General features: G+C 46.9%; 15 protein-coding genes. 11 read left to right on the top strand and 4 right to left on the bottom strand.

The genetic code is table 11. The features are described 5' to 3' along the window. The first annotated feature begins 365 nt into the window (after positions 1–365). From msrB to gyrA, 3 genes are all read left to right on the top strand, one after another. The gene (msrB, locus tag HRI97_RS12550; RefSeq protein WP_253725856.1) at positions 366–1,445 is read left to right on the top strand and encodes a peptide-methionine (R)-S-oxide reductase MsrB; all 1,080 of its coding nucleotides are present in this window, start codon (positions 366–368) and stop codon (positions 1,443–1,445) included. Between the two features lie 609 nt (positions 1,446–2,054). Further along, the gene (gene gyrB / locus HRI97_RS12545) at positions 2,055–3,974 is read left to right on the top strand and encodes a DNA topoisomerase (ATP-hydrolyzing) subunit B (protein ID WP_253725854.1); all 1,920 of its coding nucleotides are present in this window, start codon (positions 2,055–2,057) and stop codon (positions 3,972–3,974) included. Positions 3,975–4,076: 102 nt separating this feature from the next. Next, entirely contained in the window at positions 4,077–6,548 is a 2,472-nt protein-coding gene (gene gyrA, locus HRI97_RS12540; protein WP_253725852.1) for a DNA topoisomerase (ATP-hydrolyzing) subunit A, read from the top strand. A gap of 976 nt (positions 6,549–7,524) precedes the next feature. On the opposite strand, the gene HRI97_RS12535 is transcribed toward gyrA, so the two are convergent. The 4 genes from HRI97_RS12535 to HRI97_RS12520 form a co-directional block, all read right to left on the bottom strand. Then, complete coding sequence (locus HRI97_RS12535) at positions 7,525–7,833, bottom strand: MGMT family protein (protein WP_253725851.1); 309 nt, start codon at positions 7,831–7,833, stop codon at positions 7,525–7,527. 90 nt (positions 7,834–7,923) lie between these two features. Next, positions 7,924–8,175, bottom strand: coding sequence for a hypothetical protein (locus HRI97_RS12530; protein ID WP_253725850.1), 252 nt, complete (start codon positions 8,173–8,175; stop codon positions 7,924–7,926). A gap of 82 nt (positions 8,176–8,257) precedes the next feature. Continuing rightward, on the bottom strand, positions 8,258–9,325 hold the full coding sequence (locus tag HRI97_RS12525) for a threonine aldolase family protein (protein ID WP_253725848.1): 1,068 nt from the start codon (positions 9,323–9,325) through the stop codon (positions 8,258–8,260). Positions 9,326–9,524: 199 nt separating this feature from the next. Continuing rightward, positions 9,525–9,956 carry an Hsp20/alpha crystallin family protein gene (locus HRI97_RS12520; RefSeq protein WP_180487419.1) on the bottom strand — a complete coding sequence of 144 codons (432 nt, stop codon included), beginning with the start codon at positions 9,954–9,956 and terminating at the stop codon, positions 9,525–9,527. Between the two features lie 661 nt (positions 9,957–10,617). Between HRI97_RS12520 and HRI97_RS12515 the strand changes: the two genes are divergently transcribed. The 8 genes from HRI97_RS12515 to cas4 all read left to right on the top strand — a co-directional run bounded on the left by HRI97_RS12515 (position 10,618) and on the right by cas4 (position 20,146). Then, the gene (locus tag HRI97_RS12515) at positions 10,618–11,634 is read left to right on the top strand and encodes a helix-turn-helix transcriptional regulator (RefSeq protein WP_253725846.1); all 1,017 of its coding nucleotides are present in this window, start codon (positions 10,618–10,620) and stop codon (positions 11,632–11,634) included. Positions 11,635–12,119: 485 nt separating this feature from the next. Continuing rightward, a complete protein-coding gene (locus HRI97_RS12510; protein WP_253725844.1) occupies positions 12,120–12,446 on the top strand; it encodes a hypothetical protein in 327 nt (108 codons plus the stop codon). A gap of 76 nt (positions 12,447–12,522) precedes the next feature. Continuing rightward, on the top strand, positions 12,523–13,551 hold the full coding sequence (locus HRI97_RS12505) for a hypothetical protein (protein WP_253725842.1): 1,029 nt from the start codon (positions 12,523–12,525) through the stop codon (positions 13,549–13,551). A gap of 217 nt (positions 13,552–13,768) precedes the next feature. Continuing rightward, a complete protein-coding gene (gene cas3, locus HRI97_RS12500) occupies positions 13,769–16,069 on the top strand; it encodes a CRISPR-associated helicase Cas3' (RefSeq protein ID WP_253725841.1) in 2,301 nt (766 codons plus the stop codon). Between the two features lie 16 nt (positions 16,070–16,085). After that, positions 16,086–16,847 carry a type I-C CRISPR-associated protein Cas5c gene (gene cas5c, locus HRI97_RS12495; RefSeq protein WP_253725839.1) on the top strand — a complete coding sequence of 254 codons (762 nt, stop codon included), beginning with the start codon at positions 16,086–16,088 and terminating at the stop codon, positions 16,845–16,847. After that, on the top strand, positions 16,844–18,643 hold the full coding sequence (gene cas8c / locus HRI97_RS12490; protein WP_253725838.1) for a type I-C CRISPR-associated protein Cas8c/Csd1: 1,800 nt from the start codon (positions 16,844–16,846) through the stop codon (positions 18,641–18,643). The genes cas5c and cas8c overlap by 4 nt, the downstream gene beginning before the upstream one ends. After that, positions 18,636–19,508: a type I-C CRISPR-associated protein Cas7/Csd2 gene (gene cas7c, locus HRI97_RS12485; RefSeq protein ID WP_253725837.1), complete on the top strand. Its 873-nt coding sequence runs from the start codon at positions 18,636–18,638 to the stop codon at positions 19,506–19,508. The genes cas8c and cas7c overlap by 8 nt, the downstream gene beginning before the upstream one ends. Next, positions 19,508–20,146, top strand: coding sequence for a CRISPR-associated protein Cas4 (cas4, locus tag HRI97_RS12480; RefSeq protein ID WP_253725836.1), 639 nt, complete (start codon positions 19,508–19,510; stop codon positions 20,144–20,146). The genes cas7c and cas4 overlap by 1 nt, the downstream gene beginning before the upstream one ends. The last annotated feature ends 5 nt before the right edge of the window (positions 20,147–20,151 follow it).

The following is a 20,151-nucleotide window of genomic DNA, read 5'->3' as shown; positions in this document are numbered from 1 at the left end:
AGAGGTTAATTATAAACGAAAGTTCTCATATCTGTCAATTTTTAAAACGCATTAGAATAACCGCACCGGAAAGTGTGTTCTCTAAAAAATGGCATATAATGTAAAAATTGGCTACACTCCCGGCAGCAGCCCTGCCGTTTGCCGCGGCAGACCGTAATAAGAATCGGACTGCGCAAACTTTTTTATCAAAAAAGTTTGCTTGCCATCGGTCTGAGCGGCTCGGCGGCAGTTCCGCTGCCTCGCGTTCCGCCTTTTTTGTTTCATTTATAAGCTTGTTTTCCGTGTACACATTTTTGCTACGGTTACTCTGTCGACTGTAACTATTATTCTATGTTATTATTTATAAAATAGACCGAGGTATAAATATGAAACGATTACAATGTATTAAAACGACTGTCGCATTTTTATGTGCCTTTGTATTGTGTGCGTCTTGTGCAAAATCGCAGGAACGAACTGTTTTGAAAAATGCTCAAAACAATGTAACATTAGGCGGTAAAACGATGAAACACGAAAAAGAAATCTTCCTTGCAGGCGGCTGTTTTTGGGGCGTCGAAGCCTATTTCGAGCGTCTTCCCGGCGTCGTGCTCACCGAAACGGGATACGCAAACGGAAAGACCGACAAAACTTCGTATTACGAATTATCCGAAACCGATCACGCGGAAACCGTCCGCATCGTCTACGATCCTACGACGATTACGCTGGAAGAATTACTTGCGCATTATTTTAGAATCATCGATCCGACTTCCGTCAATCGGCAGGGAAACGACAGAGGCCGCCAATACCGCACCGGCATTTACTATACCGATGCATCGGATAAAAAAGACGTGCAGGCATTTTTGGATTTTATGCAAAAAAAATATTCCGAACCGCTCGCTGTTGAAACGGGTGCGTTAAAAAATTTTATCCGCGCCGAAGACTATCATCAAAAATACCTCGATAAAAATCCCGGCGGCTATTGCCACATCGATTTACGCCTCGCGGAAAAACCGCTGTACGATGAAAGCCGTTTTGCAGTACCGACAAAAGACGCGCTCAAAAAAAAGCTTTCCCCGCTGCAGTACGACGTAACGCAGCGACAAGCGACCGAACGCCCCTATACGAGCGAATACGACGCTTTCGATGAAAAAGGCATCTACGTCGACATCGTAACGGGAAAACCTCTTTTTTCTTCAACCGACAAATACGACGCGGGCTGCGGTTGGCCGAGTTTTACGAAACCCATAACGACCGATGCCGTCGGCTACGAAAAAGACACGAGTCTCGGCATGCTGCGCACCGAAGTGCATTCCCGAACGGGGGACTCTCATTTGGGACACGTGTTCGACGACGGGCCGGAAGATGAGGGCGGGCTTCGTTACTGCATAAACGGAGCTTCTCTCAAGTTTATCCCCTATGCCGACATGGAAAAAGAAGGTTACGGCGATTATTTACCTTACGTAAAATAAAAAATTCCGAGCGCGTTTCCTACAGCGGTTACATGAGGGGGCAGCCTGAAAACCGAAATTCTCAGGCTGCCCCCTCTTTTTTCCCGCTTCTTGCATTTATCACAATTATTTCACCATTACATATACTCCTCAAATCCCGGCGGAGTTTTATCAAAATCGGGGGCCATCCGTATTTTACCCTTTAAAATCCCGAGTCGGCGTTTCGGCTTTTTAACCTGCGAACCGACAGTTTCGGTTATTTTTATATTTTTAAATTATCCGCAATTATTATATACGTGTGCGCTTACGCGCACGAGTGCGGTAGTTTCGAAAATTGACATTTTCTGCAATACCGCACTATATAGGGATGGTAAGGGGCTGTCTCAAAAGTCGGTTACTTTCTCGACAGCCTGTCGAGTTTAAAATTAAGTCTTTATATTATAATGACTTAATTTTAAACGTCGCACATTAAATCAAGGAAACTTTCCAAAAACTGAAGTTTTTGAAAACCGCGAACGACCACTGCTCGGATTTTCGTGTTCTTTACTTTTTTCTCTTTTTTTGCTATAGTGAAGTATCAATTTTTTCTATAATATATACAAATATACTGAAAATCATTAAAGGTAAAGCATGAGTCAATCACCGGAACATTATTCAGCGGGCAGCATTCAAGTTTTAAAAGGTCTCGAAGCGGTGCGCAAACGGCCGGGTATGTACATCGGTTCGACCGGGCCGCAGGGGCTTCATCATCTCGTATATGAAGTCGTAGACAACAGTATCGACGAAGCGATGGCGGGTTTTTGCGATCGGATCATCGTTGCCCTCGAAAAAGACGATATCGTACGCGTCGAAGACAACGGCCGCGGCATCCCCGTCGGCATGCATCCGACGGAGCACGTGAGCGCGCTGGAACTCGTTTTAACGCGTCTGCACGCCGGCGGCAAATTCGATAAAGGCGCGTACAAAGTTTCCGGCGGTTTGCACGGCGTCGGCGTCAGCTGCGTCAATGCGCTTTCCTCATGGATGGAAGCGACGATCGATTCCGACGGTAAACGCTGGTTTCAGCGGTACGAAATCGGTGTACCCAAGACGAAAGTGCAGGAAATCGGTACAACCGACCGCCACGGTACTCAAATACGCTGGAAAGCCGACAAAACGATTTTTACCGAAACGACGACTTACGATTTTGACGTTCTTGCAAAACGCTTGCGCGAACTCGCGTTTTTGAACAGCGGCATTACGATCGTATTCCGCGACGAGCGGCTCGAAACGCCGAAAGAGGTCGTCTTTAAATTCGACGGCGGCATCCGCCACTTCGTATCCTATCTCAACGAAGGGAAAAATGTCATTCCGGCGGAACCGGCTTTTATCGAAGGCGAAGACAACGGCGTTATGACCGAACTCGCGCTCCAATACAACGACGGCTATAACGAAACGATTTACACTTATGTCAACGATATCAATACGGTCGAAGGCGGAACTCACCTCGACGGCTTTAAAATCGCGCTGACTTTCGTACTCAATAAATTTTTGGAAGCGAATCAAAAACTTTCCAAAAAAATGGACGAAAAGCTCACCGGCGAAGACGTCCGTGCCGGCATTACCGCCGTTTTATCGCTCAAAGTGCCCGAACCGCAGTTTGAAGGGCAGACGAAAACGAAGCTCGGTAACAGTGAAGTGCGCACGATCGTTGATTCCCTTGTCAAAGAAAAATTGACGCTCTTTTTCGAACAGCATCCGCAGGATTTGGAAAAGATCCTCGAAAAAGCGGTCGGAGAAGCGAGCGCGCGGATCGCAGCTCGGCGGGCAAAAGAAGCGACGAGGCGTAAAAGCGGTCTCGACAGTTTCGGTCTTCCGGGCAAACTTTCCGATTGTTCGTCGAAAGATCCCGCCGAATGCGAAGTGTACATCGTTGAGGGCGATTCCGCAGGCGGTTCGGCCAAAAAAGGCCGCGATTCGAAGCGGCAGGCCATCCTTCCGCTGTGGGGCAAAATGCTCAACGTCGAAAAGACGCGGATCGACAAAGTGATCAACAACGACAAACTTGAACCGGTTATCGCGTCTTTGGGCGCCGGGATCGGAAAAGATTTCGACATATCGAAGCTCCGCTATCACAAGATAATCATCATGGCCGATGCCGATGTCGACGGTTCGCACATCCGCACGCTGCTGTTGACGTTCTTTTTCCGCTATATGCCGCAGATCATCGAAGACGGTTATGTGTACCTTGCGATGCCGCCGCTGTACAAAGTGAGCTGGAATAAAAAAGAGTGGTACGTATACGACGACAACGAAAAAGCCGAAGTTTTGAAGCAGCTCGGCGACAATGCGGCAAAGGCTTCCGTTCAGCGCTACAAAGGTCTCGGCGAAATGGACGGTACGCAGCTGTGGGAAACGACGATGGATCCCGCGAGACGAAAAATGAAGCGCGTGACGATTCCCGATGTCGTCGCCGCCGACAAAATGTTCAGCGTGTGCATGGGAGAAGCGGTCGAACCGCGCCGTAAGTTTATCGAAGAAAACGCCGTTTATGCCAATTTGGACGTTTGACGTTTTGCGCTTGTCATCCGCCGGCTCGATCGCTCGCAGCTCGTGTTTTCGGCGGCAAAACGCAAGCATAATGACCCGATAAAATCAATAAGGATTGCAATTATGGAAGAGATACAAACACCGGAAGGCGGTACGCTGATACCGATTCCTATCGATGCGGAAGTCAAACAGGCGTATATCGATTATTCGATGTCGGTCATCACGAGCCGCGCGCTCCCCGACGTCCGCGACGGATTAAAACCCGTTCACCGCCGCATATTGTACGCGATGGACGAACTCGGTCTTCGAAGCAGCGGTGCGACGAGAAAGTGCGCAAAAATCGTCGGAGACGTGCTCGGTAAATTCCACCCGCACGGAGATGCTTCCGTCTACGACGCGATCGTTCACTTGGGTCAGGATTTTTATCTGCGCTATCCGGTGATCACGCCGCAGGGAAACTTCGGTACGATTGCCGGAGATCCTGCCGCCGCATACCGCTATACCGAAGCGAAGATGGCAAAGCTTGCCGAAGAGATGGTCGCGGACATAGACAAAGATACGGTCGATTTTGTTCCGAACTTCGACGAAACGGCAAAAGAGCCGACCGTGCTCCCGTCGAAACTGCCGTATCTGCTCGTAAACGGTGCGTCCGGCATCGCAGTCGGTATGGCGACGAATATGCCGCCACACAATCTCCGTGAAATCGCGTCGGCCGTATCGGCCTATATCGACAATCCCGACATAACGATAGAAGAATTGAGCAAAATCGTGCGCGGCCCCGATTTTCCGACCGGCGGCATTATTTTCGGGAGAGGCGGCATCAAACAGGCGTACAAAACGGGTCGCGGCAAAATAATCGTGCGCGGCCGGTTCAATATCGAAACGGCAAAAGGCGGCCGAGAGTCGATTATCTTTACGGAAGTGCCTTACGGTGTAAATACGAAAGTGCTGTGTGAACGCATCGGCGAACTCGCACGCAACAAAGACATCGACGGTATAACCGGCATAAACGACGAAAGCTCCGACCGCACCGGTATGAGGATCGTCATCGATTTGAAGCGCGGCGCGATTACGAAAATCGTATTGAATCAGCTGTTTACGAAGACAGCGCTTCAATCGAATTTCGGCGTCATCAATCTCGCGCTCGTCGGCGGGCGGCCGCAGATTCTCACGCTCAAACAGCTTGTACAGCACTTTGTCGAACACCGCGATCAGGTCGTCACGCGCCGCACGCAGTTCGAACTCAACAAAGCGCTCGCGCGTGAGCATATTTTGCAGGCGCTCATCGTCGCGATCAACAATATCGACGAAGTGATCAAAATAATCCGCGCGAGCCGCGACACCGAAGAAGCGAAAAACAATCTCAAAAAGCGTTTCGATTTCGATGACGTGCAGGCGCAGGCGATCGTCGATATGCAGTTGAAACGCCTCACACATCTCGAAATCGACGATTTGAAAAAAGAGCTTGCGGAACTTGAAGCGCTTATCGCACACTTACGCGATCTCCTTGCGCATCACGAAAAGCTGCTCGCGCTTGTCAAAACCGAAACGAACGAACTTGCCGAAAAATACGGCGACGACCGCCGCACCGATATCGTTGCGGATGAAATCGAAGAGATCAACGTCGAAGACATGATCAAACAGGAAGACGTCGTTATCCTCGTTTCAAAGCTCGGCTATATCAAGCGACTTGCCGCGACGCAGTATAAAAGTCAGGGGAGAGGCGGCAAGGGCAGCTTCAGCGCAAACCTCGTCGAAGACGATTACATCAACCAGATTTTTATCGCATCGACGCACGACTGTATCATGTTTATCACGAACGAAGGAAAAGCGTATTGGATAAAAGTCCACGAAATTCCCGAAGCGTCGAAGATGAGCCGCGGTTCGCATATCAAAAGCCTGCTCGCCGTTTCCGCCGATGAAGAGATTACGACGACGGTGACGGTAAAAGAATTCAGCGGAGATAATTACGTGCTCATGGCGACGACGAACGGCGTCGTCAAAAAAACAGCGCTCAGCGATTTTGCAAACGCAAAGACAAAGGGCGTCATCGCGATCAGACTCGACGGCGGCGACAAGCTCGTCAGCGCGATTTTGACCGCCGGCAAAAACGACGTATTTTTCGTTTCACGCAGAGGAAAAGCGCTCCGCATATCGGAAGACGACGTGCGGCCGATGGGACGGGCGAGCCGCGGAACGCGCGGTATGAAACTTGCCGAAGGAGACGAGATCGCGGCGGCCGTGCGGGCGGAAGCGGGTAAAAGCATCATGCTCGTCACCGAAAAAGGCTTCGGCAAGCGCATCAATCCCGAAGACTTCAAATCGCACGGACGCGGTACCGGCGGCCAGCGGTGCTACGGCAATACCGAAGAGCGCGGCGAAATAATCGGCGCCCTTGCCGTTGCCGACGGAGATGAAGTGCTGTGCATCACGAGCCAAGGAAAAACGCTTCGGGTTGCGGCGGGCGATATCAAAGAGCAGGGCGCATCTTCAACCGGAGTGTCCGTCGTCAAAGTCGATGCACCCGATTATCTGGTCGGCATCGACCGCGTAGCCGATGAAGAAGCGGATAAAGACGATACAAAAAACACGTAGTCATATGTATTTTCTTGTAATACAAAGAAATAGACGGTTTTATCGGAATCGATCTTTTTAAGAAATTTCGTATTTTTTTTAAGAATATGCTGACAAAAATGCAGTATTGCCGTATAATGTGATAATACGGGACAACCGATGTTGCGCATTTTATACGGTTGCGGGTGGTCATCAGGCAAGAGCCGGATCGCGGAAAGTGGTCCGGCTCTCTTTTTTTATCTACGGGCTTTTGATATTGCCGATACGGACGCTGCTTTCCGCGAATTTGAAATACAGCACAAACCTGTGAACTCGGAACGACCGTAATCCTTGCAGGGTTTTCAACAATGGGCATAACTTGTGGAAAAAGTTTATCGGTTACTTAATGTTTCACGTGAAACATTTTATATGTACTTTATACAGGCAGCGGCAAGCGTGAGCAATTGTTGCCGAATGTTTCACGTGAAACACCCTCTGCGCGCTGAGGCTGCTGTGGGACAGGTAAAGCGTATTCGCCGCGAGCCGTTTTACCGGAGCAGACGGGAATCGGTATTCGGCCGATATGTTTCACGTGAAACAATTGAGAAAGCAAACACGATAATACAAAGTTAGGGGTGAATGTAAGGTCGAAGGTTTTTAAAATACGGCGGGGGGTACAACGCTTTCGGCAGGCACAGGATAGGGTAGTTTTATAAAAGAGGTACCGAACAGCTTTCGGTGTGCGGTAAAACTTTGCCGATGTTTTGATCGGGCGTATCAAATGTTTCACGTGAAACAAAAAACTTATCCACAGGCTTTCAACAATGTGGATAACTAACGAACGGTTGTTTGTATGAAGGCTTTCAAAACCTTCTGTCTTTGGAATCTTTCTTTTACAAATCCAACCGAGTTTTTAAAGATACCTGTATATCTCCAAACGATCGTTCGTTAGTTCCGTTATCACCGAAATCAAATCGGCGATTGAATTATTTACCGTAACGAACGTCCGTAAACGTTTCTATATTTTCCAGCGGTGCTTTTCCAAATCGACGCAGGTGTCGTTTTTGAACGCAACGCCTTCGACAAGGAGGCGATTTTTTTGCTCGGGAAAATTCGGCGCAATGCGGCCCGAATGATTGACGACCCGATGACACGGATAATCGCCGTAATCTTCGGCACGGCTCAACACCTTTCCTACAAGGCGCGCGTTTTTATCCCTGCCGATGAGGCGTGCGATTTGCCCGTAGCTTGCGACCTTGCCTTCGGGGATTTCTTCGACCGCTGAAAGGATTTCGTATACCAAATCTTCCGTTACGATTTTCCGCAAGATGAATGCTCCGTTTATATAATTTGCAAAAACTCGGCCAGCGTATAAACGGCAATTTTAGAAGCAAGAAAATCAACAATGACATTGGTATCAAGCAAGATTTTCATATTTTTTCAATATGGCGTTGCCGGCTTCCGCTTTGTAATCGATATCGGCAGGTAAGCAGCCCGTATAGTTTAATAACTTTCGGTATGCGTCGGCTTTTGCTTTTTTAGAAGACGGAGCCGATATGCCGCTTTGAGATGTTTTTGCTTTGAAGAAAAGATATTCGACGTAATCCTGCACTTCGTTTTGCAGTTGTTTCGGAAGCGAATCGTATTTCCGTAAAAATACATCGTTCATGCATACCTTCTGCTATTTTCAATTATATCACAGCTTTTTGATTTTTATAAGGCTCTATTTGCAAAACCGGCTGTAACTATTATTACGATTTTCCGCAAGGCGAATGTTCCGAAAGCTCTTTCAACAGTCGTTCGACCTGCTCGTCCGTCGTTGCCCAGCTTGTCGCAATGCGGGCGACGGTGTGCGCTTCGTCCGCTTTTTCCCAAAAAGAAAGACCGATTTTTTTAGAAAGCAGGGCGTAATCTTCGTTTTTTAAAACGATAAAAATTTGATTTGTCGGGGAGGCGAAATACTGGCGGAAGCCGTGGGCATCGAGGAATGAGCGGATTTTGTCTGCCGCGCGGATCGCGTTGCTTCCGATACGGAAGTACAGGCCGTCTTCAAAAAGCGTTTCAAATTGAATGCCCAAAAGCCTGCCTTTTGCAAGAAGTGCGCCGTGTTGTTTTATCGTCGTTATAAAATGAGGTAAGCGGTTTTTATCGGGAATGACGATCGCTTCGCCGAAAAGAGCGCTGCACTTTGTCCCGCCTATGTAAAAAGCGTCCGAAACGGCCGCAAGGTCGGAAAGCGTTATGTCGTTTTCCGGAGAGGCGAGCGCATAGGCAAGCCGCGCTCCGTCGATGTAAAGCGGAAGATTATATTCGCGGCATAGGACGGCAATTTCGGAAAGGTCCTTTTTCGAATAAAGCGTGCCGCATTCGGTCGGCTGGGAAATATAGACCATGCCGGGCTGAACCGCGTGCGCTCTGTTTTCATCGGCATAAAAATCGTGCAGATACCGCTTGAGCGTTTCGGCCGAAAGCTTTCCCGCAATGCCTGTGAGCGTGAGCACTTTGTGACCGTCCGCTTCGATCGCACCCGCTTCATGCACGGCGATGTGTCCCGTGTCCGCCGCGACAACTCCTTCGTACGGGCGCAAAAAAGCGTCGATGACCGCCGCGTTCGTCTGCGTTCCGCCGACAAAAAAATGAACGGCGGCATTCGGACAGTCTGCGGCCGTTCGTATCTGGTTCCGTGCGCGTTCGCAGTGTTCGTCCGTTCCGTAGCCGGAAGTTTGCTCCGTATTCGTTTCCGCGAGGCGCTGCAAAATTGCCGGATGAGCACCTTCCAAATAATCCGATGCAAAGTTCGGTTTATTTTTTGTTTGCATAGCGGGTGTATAATATCACAAAAGCTTTGCAAGGGCGAGAGCGGTGTTGACGTTGCGTATCGATAGTATATCGTACGGCTTATTAATAAAAAACACCCGCCGCGCAACGCGCGGCGGGATCTCTCTGAAAATTTTACTCGTACGGCACGATCTGTGTACCGAGGGATGCGTCCGTGCCGTATCTTTCGTTCACCTTTCGTCAGTCGGCGGAGATCGCTATCCGTTTGGGAGCGGAAAGCGCTTTGCGCGGTATGGCTACCGTAAGCACTCCGTTTTTAAAGGACGCGGCAACCTGTTCGCCGTTGACATCGTCGGGAAGCGTAAAGCGGCGGCTGAACTCGCTGACGCGGCGTTCGCGGATGAGCCATTTGCTTTCATCCTTTTTCGCGTTTTTATTCTGCTCCTCTTTTTTCTCTTCGTGATGCGAAGAGATGGTCAAAACGTTGTGATCGAGTTCGACATTTACGTCTTTTTCGTTCATGCCGGGCAAATCCATTTCCAGCGTGTACGCGTCTTTCGTCTCTTTTACGTCGACTTTCGGCACGTTGAAAGAAGTACCGAAATTGAAATCGCCTACCGTGTCGTTCAGCGCGTGATTAAAAAAGCTGTTGAAAAGTGCCAATTCGTTCATATAAACCTCCAAATGTTTTTGTAATTCACGGAAGCCGCTTTGTAGAGCCGTTTCCGAGCGGGCTGCGATCCTTTCGATTTCGCAGCTCTCACCTATCTTTATTGCAATTTTTATGCCAACTGTCTAAAAAAAGGTAAAAGCAGTAAAAAACGCCGATTTTATCTCGGATGAGGCGGTAATAATCGATAAAACGGCATTTTTGTCGGAAATTTCGCATCGAAACGGGATAGTTGCTTTGTGCGCGCGGTAAACGGTACCGATTTATTTGCGGATTCGGAAAAATTCTGTCAAAAATATACATATTGAATCGTTTTGGCGCACTTATATGTGTCAAAAGTATACGCTTTGATGTACCTGTCGGGGACGATTGTGCGTATTCTTAATCGGCAAATTCCGTTTCCACTGCTGCGCGATACGGCCTACGCCGCCGTGAAGCCGTGCCGAAGGCAGCGACCGGAGCGGAGCGAGGACGCCGCGCGTGAGCAAGCGGCGGAAGGGCGGACGGCAAAAAGGTTTCGTCCCGATTAAAAACAAAGAGCCGAAACGACGCGGTAAAGTCTGCGCGCCGCGACATTATCGCGGGCGGGGAAAATCGGCGGGCGGACAGGGGCGGGAAATATTTTCTGCGCGTTTTATAAAGCGGTGCTATACTGATAACGTTATGGCAAAAAAGTTGAAAAAAGACCGTGAAGAAAAAGTAAAAGTTTTTCGCATTCTCAAAATCGACGAAATTATCCGCAGCGGGAAATTTCCGAACGCATCGTATCTGTGTAAAAAGTTTGAAGTGTCGCGCAGTACGATTATGCGCGATATCGATTTTTTGCGCGACCGGTACAACGCACCTCTTGAATACGATGAGGCAAAGCGCGGGTATTATTATACCGATCCGACGTTTTTTATAAAAAGCGTCATGCTTTCCGAAGGCGATCTGTTTGCGGTGTCGGCGGTTATTCCGCTGTTGGAGCAATACCGAAATACGCCGCTCGAATCGTCTATGAAAAATATTTTCGATACGATTATAAATCTTATGCCCGAAGAAGTTTCCGTCGATTCGTTTTTTTTGTCGGGCGATTTAAGCTTTATAAGCGATCCGCTGCCGCAGATAGACAACGGCGTTTTTTATGCGATTTTCGAAGCTTTGAAAATGCAGAGTACGCTTGCATTCGAATACAAATCGCTCGGAGATAAAACCTACCGTGTGCGGCTCGCCCAGCCCTATCATGTGATTTGCCAAAAAGGGAACTGGTATATGCTCGCGTATTGTTTGAAACACAAAAAGTACAGGATATTCGCATTTTCGCGGATGAAAAATCCGAAAACGACGGAAGAGCGTTTTGACCGCCCGAAAGATTTTAATCCGAAAAAATATTTCGACAGCGAATTCGGCGTTTGGAATACCGCCGGCGCTCCGGTAAAGATAGAGCTTTTGTTCGACGAAAAGATAAATACGTATATTTTGGAACGCAGCTGGCACCCGACGCAATGCTTGCGGCACAACAAGGACGGCAGCGTATATCTTTCATTTAAAACGAATCAGCTGCCGGAAGCGCTTCATTGGGTTATGAGCTTCGGGAGCGCGGTTACCGTGCTCAATCCGCCGGAGCTTATCGAAGCGGTAAAAGCGGAAGTTCGAAAGATGGGTAAATTGTATTGGGCATCTCGAAAAACTCACCTTTAGCGACTTTTTCGAGATGCTGACGAGTTGTAACTCGCTGTATTATCGCGAGTTACAACATCGCATTTTCAAAGTTACCTCGAAAAACTGCAGTTTTTCGAGGTTCCCTATTGACGGAACGGAGCAAGTGCGCAAACCGCCGCCCGTGATTTTTTTAGAAAACGCAATGTATTTTTCCTTCGGCTACCGGCCGAAAAATATCCGCTTTTAAAGCGACCTTCGGGAGGGAGAAGTCTCTCCCTTCGAGCGCACACGGTTGCGCTCTACCCTCTCTGCGGGGATACCCCGCAACGCCCCCTTCGCTTGTCATCCGATCGTTATCATCAGATCGATCGAAGCGAAAATCGGATAAAAAAAATAATAAAACGGTTCACCTGTATCACTTGTTGACACACCCCCTGTTGTATACTTTCTTCGTAAAGCTCTTACAGCACTGTTACGGCAATGATCGTGCCGCAGCGATTCGGCACTTTATATCGGAGGTTTGTATGACGCAACAACAGATGAAAAATCGAAAGATGCTTCAGGACGGAGCGGCTCTCACGGCGCTTGAATGCCTGGATGAGTCAGGCGGAGATATGGACTATGCTTGGGAGAGTATTCAAGGTTATTGTCTTACCTATGCGGAAAACACTCATATCATTCACGAAGCAAAAAGAGCGTATAAGCAAGTTCTTAGAATGCGGGAAGAGGAAGAACGGAGCAGAAGGGAATTCGAGTTATCGGCATGGGGCGAACTCATCGGCCTTTTGATTGGTTTCGGCGGCTTTGCCCTCTTTTGTTCATGGGTTTGGCGAGCATGTACTTCTTTTTGAAAAGGCTGCGTATCATCGCTGACGGCAGGCGGAATCGCGTATCCGGAGGGATTGTAATCGACTATCGGAGGTTTGTATGACGGGACTGAAAAATCGAAACGAGGCGGATGTCATCGTTCGGGCGGAAGGAAAGACGGATTCCCTTTATTGGGGTTTTAATCGGACGGGGACGGGACAGCTTGATTTTTGCGGAAAGCTCGAAGACATAACGGACGGACTGCTTGATGCGAGACAGACGCTCGACGGAAGTCCGTATTTTTCGAGCGCATGGTATACGTATGCGGACGAAGCGCTTTGCAGGGATATCCGCGTGTATCTTGCAAACGATTTTGAAATCGCGGATGCCGATACGTTTGCGTTTTTGATCCACGTCGGCGCGCTTTTGCTTGCGGTCGAAAGCGGCGATTCTTTGCTTGCCGCGGAACTGCTTGCACGCCGGACGGCTTTGTTTATGAAGTTTCCGCAGCTTACGCTCTTTATCGTAAAACCGGTTGCGGCGGAAGCGCTTTTTGCGTGGCTATACGGGCGCACGCACAGCGATACGGCCGCCTTTACCGCGCTGTACAAAACGAATGCGCTGCTCGGTGCGGGCAAAACGGATACGGGGTTTTTGCTGTATTGCGCGGCAAAAGATGTTTTAAAACCCGATACCGCAAATGAAACGCCCGAACAGATGTTTATACGTTATTTTAAAAATCGCAATGCGGCGTTTACGATCGGCATTGTCGGGACGAACTTTTACGGTTGGAACGACGGATCGGATTTCCTCGACGATACGCTTTCCGAAAAAATCGGCGACGATATTTTAGTCGGCACGCAAAAAGTACGCGACGCAAAGAAAAAGCTCTATGCTTCGCTCCGTGTGAGCGTTCAAGCCGAACCCTATAATCCGCACGATGCCAATGCGATTTCCGTTTCGGCGGAAGATGTTTGCGCGAAAGTCTTGGGCAATGCGGGGTTACAGCGTGCCGGGTACATCCGTGCGACCGGAGCTGCGATCCTTCGCGCCGCCAAACCGAATACGTTCCGTTTTAACGCGAGCCTTGCGCGTATCGGCGATATGCAAAATGGTCGCGGCGGTATCGTCGTGCGGGTGGAAGTGTGAGAGGGGATGGAAAAAACGAAGGAACGGTAAAATCTGGCGGTATTCGTACTGCGGATACTTTTAAATAAGGGAGACGGTTGCATGATAAATATGTTTTTCTTGCGTTTATACGAGAACGTATTATACTGGTGTTATCTATGAATTTGTGGGCGCGATACCGTGAGTCTGACGGCGGCTATCAAAAACTATATAATGAAAATAAAAAAAGAAGGTTTTCATGGGGTGTACTGAAATCATTGCGCATATTACCGAAAACGGAAAAGTCCAAACATTATCGGAACATGCAAAGGCTGTTGCCGAATTGGCCTCAGGTTTTGCAGCGGAATTTAATAATGCCGATTGGGCTGCGGCTGCGGCTATGTGGCACGATTTAGGAAAAGCGCATCCTTTATGGCAAAAGTATATACGAGGTGAGGGGCAGCGAACGGTAAACCACAGCGAAGCGGGCGCGCAGTATGCATATTGTAACATGCAAACGAGAAAACCGCTTGAAAAAACGATTTCATATTTGATTGCCGGCCATCATGCAGGTTTGCCCGATTGGTACGCGGGTTCGGGTAAAAACCTTAAATCGATTTTCGATCGTAATGATTATGAAGAGATTATAAAAATACCCGAAATTAAAGATATTTGTGATTTTAAGCTCCCTTCATCGATGCCCTTCGGTCTTAATAAACCGTCTCCGGATTTATTCGAACATCTGCATTTGTGGGTGCGTATGCTCTATTCATGTCTTGTCGATGCGGATTTTCTCGATACCGAACGATTTATGAATCCGGAGCAATTTAAACTTCGCGGTAAGTTTGTCGACTTAACTGAGTTAAAAAAAAGATTCGACGTTTATATGAACGAAAAAACCGCACACACACAGGCATCAAGGCTGAATGAAATTCGCGTAGGAGTTTTAGCATCATGCAGAAAAAAAGCTCGATGCAAACCCGGCTTCTTTTCGCTGAATGTTCCTACCGGAGGCGGAAAAACGCTTTCTTCTATGGCCTTCGCATTGGAACACGCGCTTGCACACAATAGGCGGAGAATTATCGTTGCGATTCCGTATACCAGTATCATTGAACAAACGGCAAAGGTGTATAAGTACGGTACCGATGTTGATATGCTTATTGAAGAATATAAAAAGCAAGATAAATATCTTTTCGGCGAAGAAAATGTGCTCGAACACCATTCGAATTTCGATTTTGATAAAAAGAATGAAGCTGACATTTTGCAGCGGCAAAAACTTGCAACTGAAAATTGGGATGCTCCGGTTATTGTAACGACGAATGTGCAGTTGTTTGAGTCGCTGTTCAACGCGCATAGTGCGCATTGCCGTAAATTGCATAACATAGTCAATTCGATAATTATACTGGACGAAGTTCAAATGCTTCCCCCGGATTATTTAAAATCGATTTTATCCGTTCTGCGAGGATTGGTAGAATATTTCGGCGTAACGGTTGTACTTTGTACCGCAACACAACCGGCTTTTGAAGGGACAATAGGTTCCGATACAGTACGCTTTGACGGAATTCCCCGTGATTTAATAACTCCGATTATCGATAACTCTGAAGAATTGGCAAAAGAATTAAAACGGGTAAAGATCAATACCGATTACGTACGCGAAAAAATACCCGACTGGCAAGGCGTTGCCGACAAGTTGTGTTCTTTTGAACAGGTGCTTTGCATTGTGTCAACCAGAAAAGATTGCCGGGCACTGCATACCCTTATGCCCGAAGGAACAATCCATCTCTCGGCGCTTATGTGCGCGGAAGAACGCTCCGAAATTATTTCGGATATAAAAAATAAATTGCGAAACGGTGAAACCGTTCGCGTGGTCAGCACTCAGCTTGTGGAATGCGGCGTTGATATGGATTTTCCCGTAGTATTTAAAGCTTTGTCGGGGATGGATTCTATCGCTCAAGCTGCCGGAAGGTGCAACCGTGAAGGCAGTATAAAAGATTTAGGGGCTGTCTCTGTATTTTCTCCGCCGTCGCGTATTCCTCCGGGATTACTTAGGAAGGGGGCTGATGCAACAAAGTCCATTCTTGAAAAGTATGATTATAAGGTTGAACTTACGCCGGAACTCTATAAAGAATATTTTAAACTGTATTTTGGTTCCGTAAATGATTTTGATAAACCGGATTTTGAGTCCGCCATGAAAAAAGAATCGAAACACGAAAACTTTCAGTTCAGAACTTTGTCGGATGCTTACCATCTGATAGACAGTAGTTATCAAGGTTCGGTTATAATACGGTATACATCGCCGAAGACGGGGAAAAGCAATGCCGCGCTCATAGACAAGTTGATTGCCGACGGACCCGACAGAAAATTGCTGCGGGCCTTAGGCAGGTATTCGGTAAATTTACCTTTAAAAGAAATAACGCAGCTGCTGGGAAAAGGCCGTTTAATTCAACCTTTCGACGATATAGCCGTTTATGTCCAAAATCAAACCGACCGGAATTTATATCAACCGGGACTCGGACTTGTTGCCGATTCGCTCGAGTCGTTCGGTACCTATATATTCTAGCAAAAGGGAGGAAGAGATGCAGGAATATTTTGACAAAACATTTTGTCTTGAAGTGTGGGGTGATTACGCGTGTTTTACCCGACCGGAGATGAAGGTCGAGCGTGTAAGCTACGACGTTATAACTCCTTCCGCTGCACGAGCCGTGTTCGAAGCAATTTTTTGGAAGCCGGCTTTTTACTGGAAAATAAAAAAAATCGAAGTGTTGAATAAAATAAAATGGATAAATCTGCGGAGAAACGAAGTCGGTGCCGTTGCAAGCGATAAAAGCGACGGTATCTACATAGATGAATTGGATAGTCAAGGAAAATTAAAATATCGGCAGCAGCGTGCGGGTCTTTTTTTGAAAGATGTAAAGTATCGTATATATGCGGACTTGGTTTTTATTCCGCCTAAAAAGAGAAAAGAGATTGATAACCCTCTCCCCGAATATCTTGTAGACGCTGATGAAAAAGAGCAGCTTCTTTCTCATGGACTGGCGGAGGAGCACACACACGAAAACCCTGCAAAATACAACGCAATGTTTGAGCGCCGCGTAAAAAAAGGGCAATGTTTTTTTCAGCCGTATTTGGGCTGCAGGGAATTTTCCTGCTTTTTCAAATTGATCGACTTTGAGCACGATACGGCAACCCCTATAGATGAAACGAGAGATTTAGGGTTTATGCTGTACGATATGGATTATTCCGATTGCGAAAATATCAAGCCCGCTTTTTTTCGTGCAAAGCTTGAGCACGGAACCGTCGTCGTCCCAGAATGGAACAGCGAGGAGGTGCGTAAATGATTTTGCAGGCATTGTATGAATATGCGAAGCGCAAAGGAGATGCACTTCCTGAAGACGGCTTTGAGCAGGTTGAAATAAAATATTTGATTAAAATTCGTGAAGACGGTTCTTTTGTAGATTTGGTTTCAACTATAGAAGATAAAAAAGGAAAGGCCTATTTGCTTCCTCAAAAAGTTGGTCGTTCGGGATCGAAGTCGTGGCAGTCGCCATTTCTTTTGTGGGATAATATCGGCTTTGTGTTGCGGGAACCGAAAGAAATAAAAGATGATGAAAAAAAACAAAAAGAAGCCAATGCATATGCGGAAAATCAAAATAATGCGTTTATAAAAAAAATAGAATCGCTGCCGGAAGATGTAAAGGAAGACAGGGGCGTCGCTGCCGTACTGAAATTCTACACTTCAAATAAAGTGAACGGTTTTGATAAAGTTCGCTCGTCGGAATATTGGGAAGAATGCAAAAAATCTAACGGGAATCTTTCTTTTATTTTGAATGCGGAAACGGACTTGGTAGCGCAGACTCCCGCAGTTACGGCATATCAAAAAAGTCTGACGATACAAAATGATGATGTTGAAGATCCCGGAGCAGAAAAGGTTGTCGGAACTTGTTTGATCACCGGAGAAAAATCTCTTATCGCGCGGCTTCATACGGCAACCCCTATTTCAGGCGCAAAAAGCATTGCAAAATTTGTAGGTTTTCAAAAAAACAGTGGATACGATTCATTCGGGAAAGAGCAATCCTATAATGCGCCCGTTTCGGTGTCGGCGATGAATGCATATACGAAAGCGCTCAAATATCTTATAAAAACAAAACACAATCATTTTAGACTCGGTGAAGATACGATTGTGTTTTGGGCGGAAAAAGAAAACAAAGAATACGATTTTGAAGGAGTATTTTCCGTTTTCTTTTCAAAAGATTTTGATTCGGACGATCCTGATAAATCCGTAAAGGAAGTTAAGAATTTATTTGCGGCGATTTATACCGGAAAACTCGAACGTATCGATTCGAATTTTTATGTTCTTTGCCTTTCTCCGAATGCGGCTCGTATTTCCGTTCGTTTTTGGGAAACGGGCAAAGTAAAAGACTTTGCGGAGCGTATTCAGCAGCACTTTGTCGATTTTGATATTGTTCATGCGTCTGGTACTTCCGAATATTTGAATTTATATCAAATACTTTCTGCAACTGCGCTGGAACATAAAATGGATAACGTTGCGCCGAATCTTATCGGTTCAGTCTTGCAATCGATTTTAAAAGGTACACCGTATCCCGTTTCTTTACTGCAGCAGTGTATCCGGCGAATCAGAGCGGAACATAAAGATCCGAAGCGGTCAAAGGTAACCCGTGAACGGGCTGCAATACTAAAAGCGTATATCAATCGATATAATAGATTTCATGGTATAAATGAGGAGGTTACTGTGGCTTTGGACAGAAATTGTAAAAACAAAGGCTATCTTGTCGGACGGCTTTTCGCAGTCCTTGAAAAGGTTCAGCAGGATACGCATCAGGGGTTGAATGCAACAATCACCGATCGTTACTACGGTGCGGCATCGACGAATCCGGTAACGGTTTTTCCACAATTGCTTAAATTGAATCAACATCATTTAAGTAATTACGGGAAGGAAAAGCAAGGTTTGAAAACCGTCAGAGAAAAAGAACTCGGCGAGATTATAAATGCTCTGGATGCTTTTCCGGCACATCTTACTTTGGAAGAACAAGCTCGGTTTGCAATAGGATATTATCACGAAAAACAAAGTTTTTTTGAAAAAAATAATAAATCAGAAGGAGAAACTCATGAGTAAGCTTGAAAAACGCTATGATTTTGTATTGTATTTTGATGTAAAAGACGGGAACCCTAACGGTGATCCCGATGCGGGAAATCTTCCTCGTATCGATGCGGAAACGGGAAACGGCATTGTTACGGACGTGTGTTTAAAACGTAAAGTAAGAAATTATGTTCAAACGGTAAAAGGCTGCGAGGCAGGCTATGATATTTTTGTAAAAGAAAAAGCCGTTCTCAACGATGCAATCAATAAGATGCATGAAGAACTGGGAATCGATGTAACCAAGAACAAGGATAAAAAGGCAAACGGTGGTGATATAGAAAAAGGGCGGGTAGGTATGTGTAAAAAGTTTTTCGATATTCGAACCTTCGGTGCCGTTTTAACTACCGGAGCAAACGCCGGGCAGGTTCGGGGTCCGGTACAGTTTACGTTTGCGCGATCCGTAGAACCTATTGTATCATTCGAATATACTATAACGAGAATGGCCGTAACAACAGCGGATGAAGCAGAAAAGCAAGGCGGTGATAATAGAACTATGGGGCGTAAGTATACCGTTCCCTACGGATTATACCGAGCCTACGGTTTTATCTCGCCTCAGTTTGCTTCAGCTACAGGATTTTCACAAGAAGATCTGGAACTTTTGTGGCAGGCGCTTGAAAAAATGTTTGAATATGATCGTTCTGCTGCGCGCGGGCTTATGACAACAAGACGGCTTATTATTTTTGAACACGCTTCTGCACTCGGTTCAAAACCTGCCGATGAGTTGTTTAATCGGATAAAAGCGGAACACACGGGAAATACTCCCGCACGCGATTTCAGCGATTACACGATTACGCTCGACGGTAAGCCTTTAAGCGAAGTTGTTACCAAAATCGCACTCTAATGTACCTCGAATCCGACTACCTGCTGCTCAGTGGGCTTCAGCATTTGCGCTTTTGTCCGCGGCAGTGCGCGCTTATACACATTGAACAGCAATGGAGCGAAAACTTTTTTACGGCGGCAGGCCGGGTTCAGCACGAAAAAGTTCACGGCAATACGGCGGAGTCGCGTAAAACCGTAAAAACCGAGCGCAATCTGAAAATTGCCTCGGCTCTTCTCGGCGTTACCGGCTGTACCGATGCCGTGGAATTTTATTCCGACGGAAAAATCATTCCGGTAGAATACAAGCACGGAAAACCGAAAGAAAACACAAGCGATGAGGTACAGCTGTGCGCTCAAGTTATTTGCCTTGAAGAAATGCTCGACCGCACAATAGATGAAGGAGCGCTGTTTTATTTTAAAATTCGCCGGCGCATTCTCATACCCATTACCGATGAGCTGAGAAAAGAAACGATCGAGCTTGCCGAGCGCTTCCATCGTTTCGTTGCGGACGGAAAAACGCCTGCGGCCGTCTATTCAAAAAAATGCGAAAGCTGTTCGTTTATCGACGAGTGTTTTCCCGAATCCGCCGGCAAAAACAAATCGGCAGTCGATTATATCAGGGGTAGATTGCGACAGGCTGTTTCCGCGCTCGACGAATAATATAC

It is taken from the genome of Treponema socranskii subsp. buccale, from assembly GCF_024181585.1.
Taxonomy (GTDB): domain Bacteria; phylum Spirochaetota; class Spirochaetia; order Treponematales; family Treponemataceae; genus Treponema_D; species Treponema_D buccale.
Note: the sequence above shows the minus strand (reverse complement) of the source record. Positions and strands in the feature narration are given on the sequence as shown.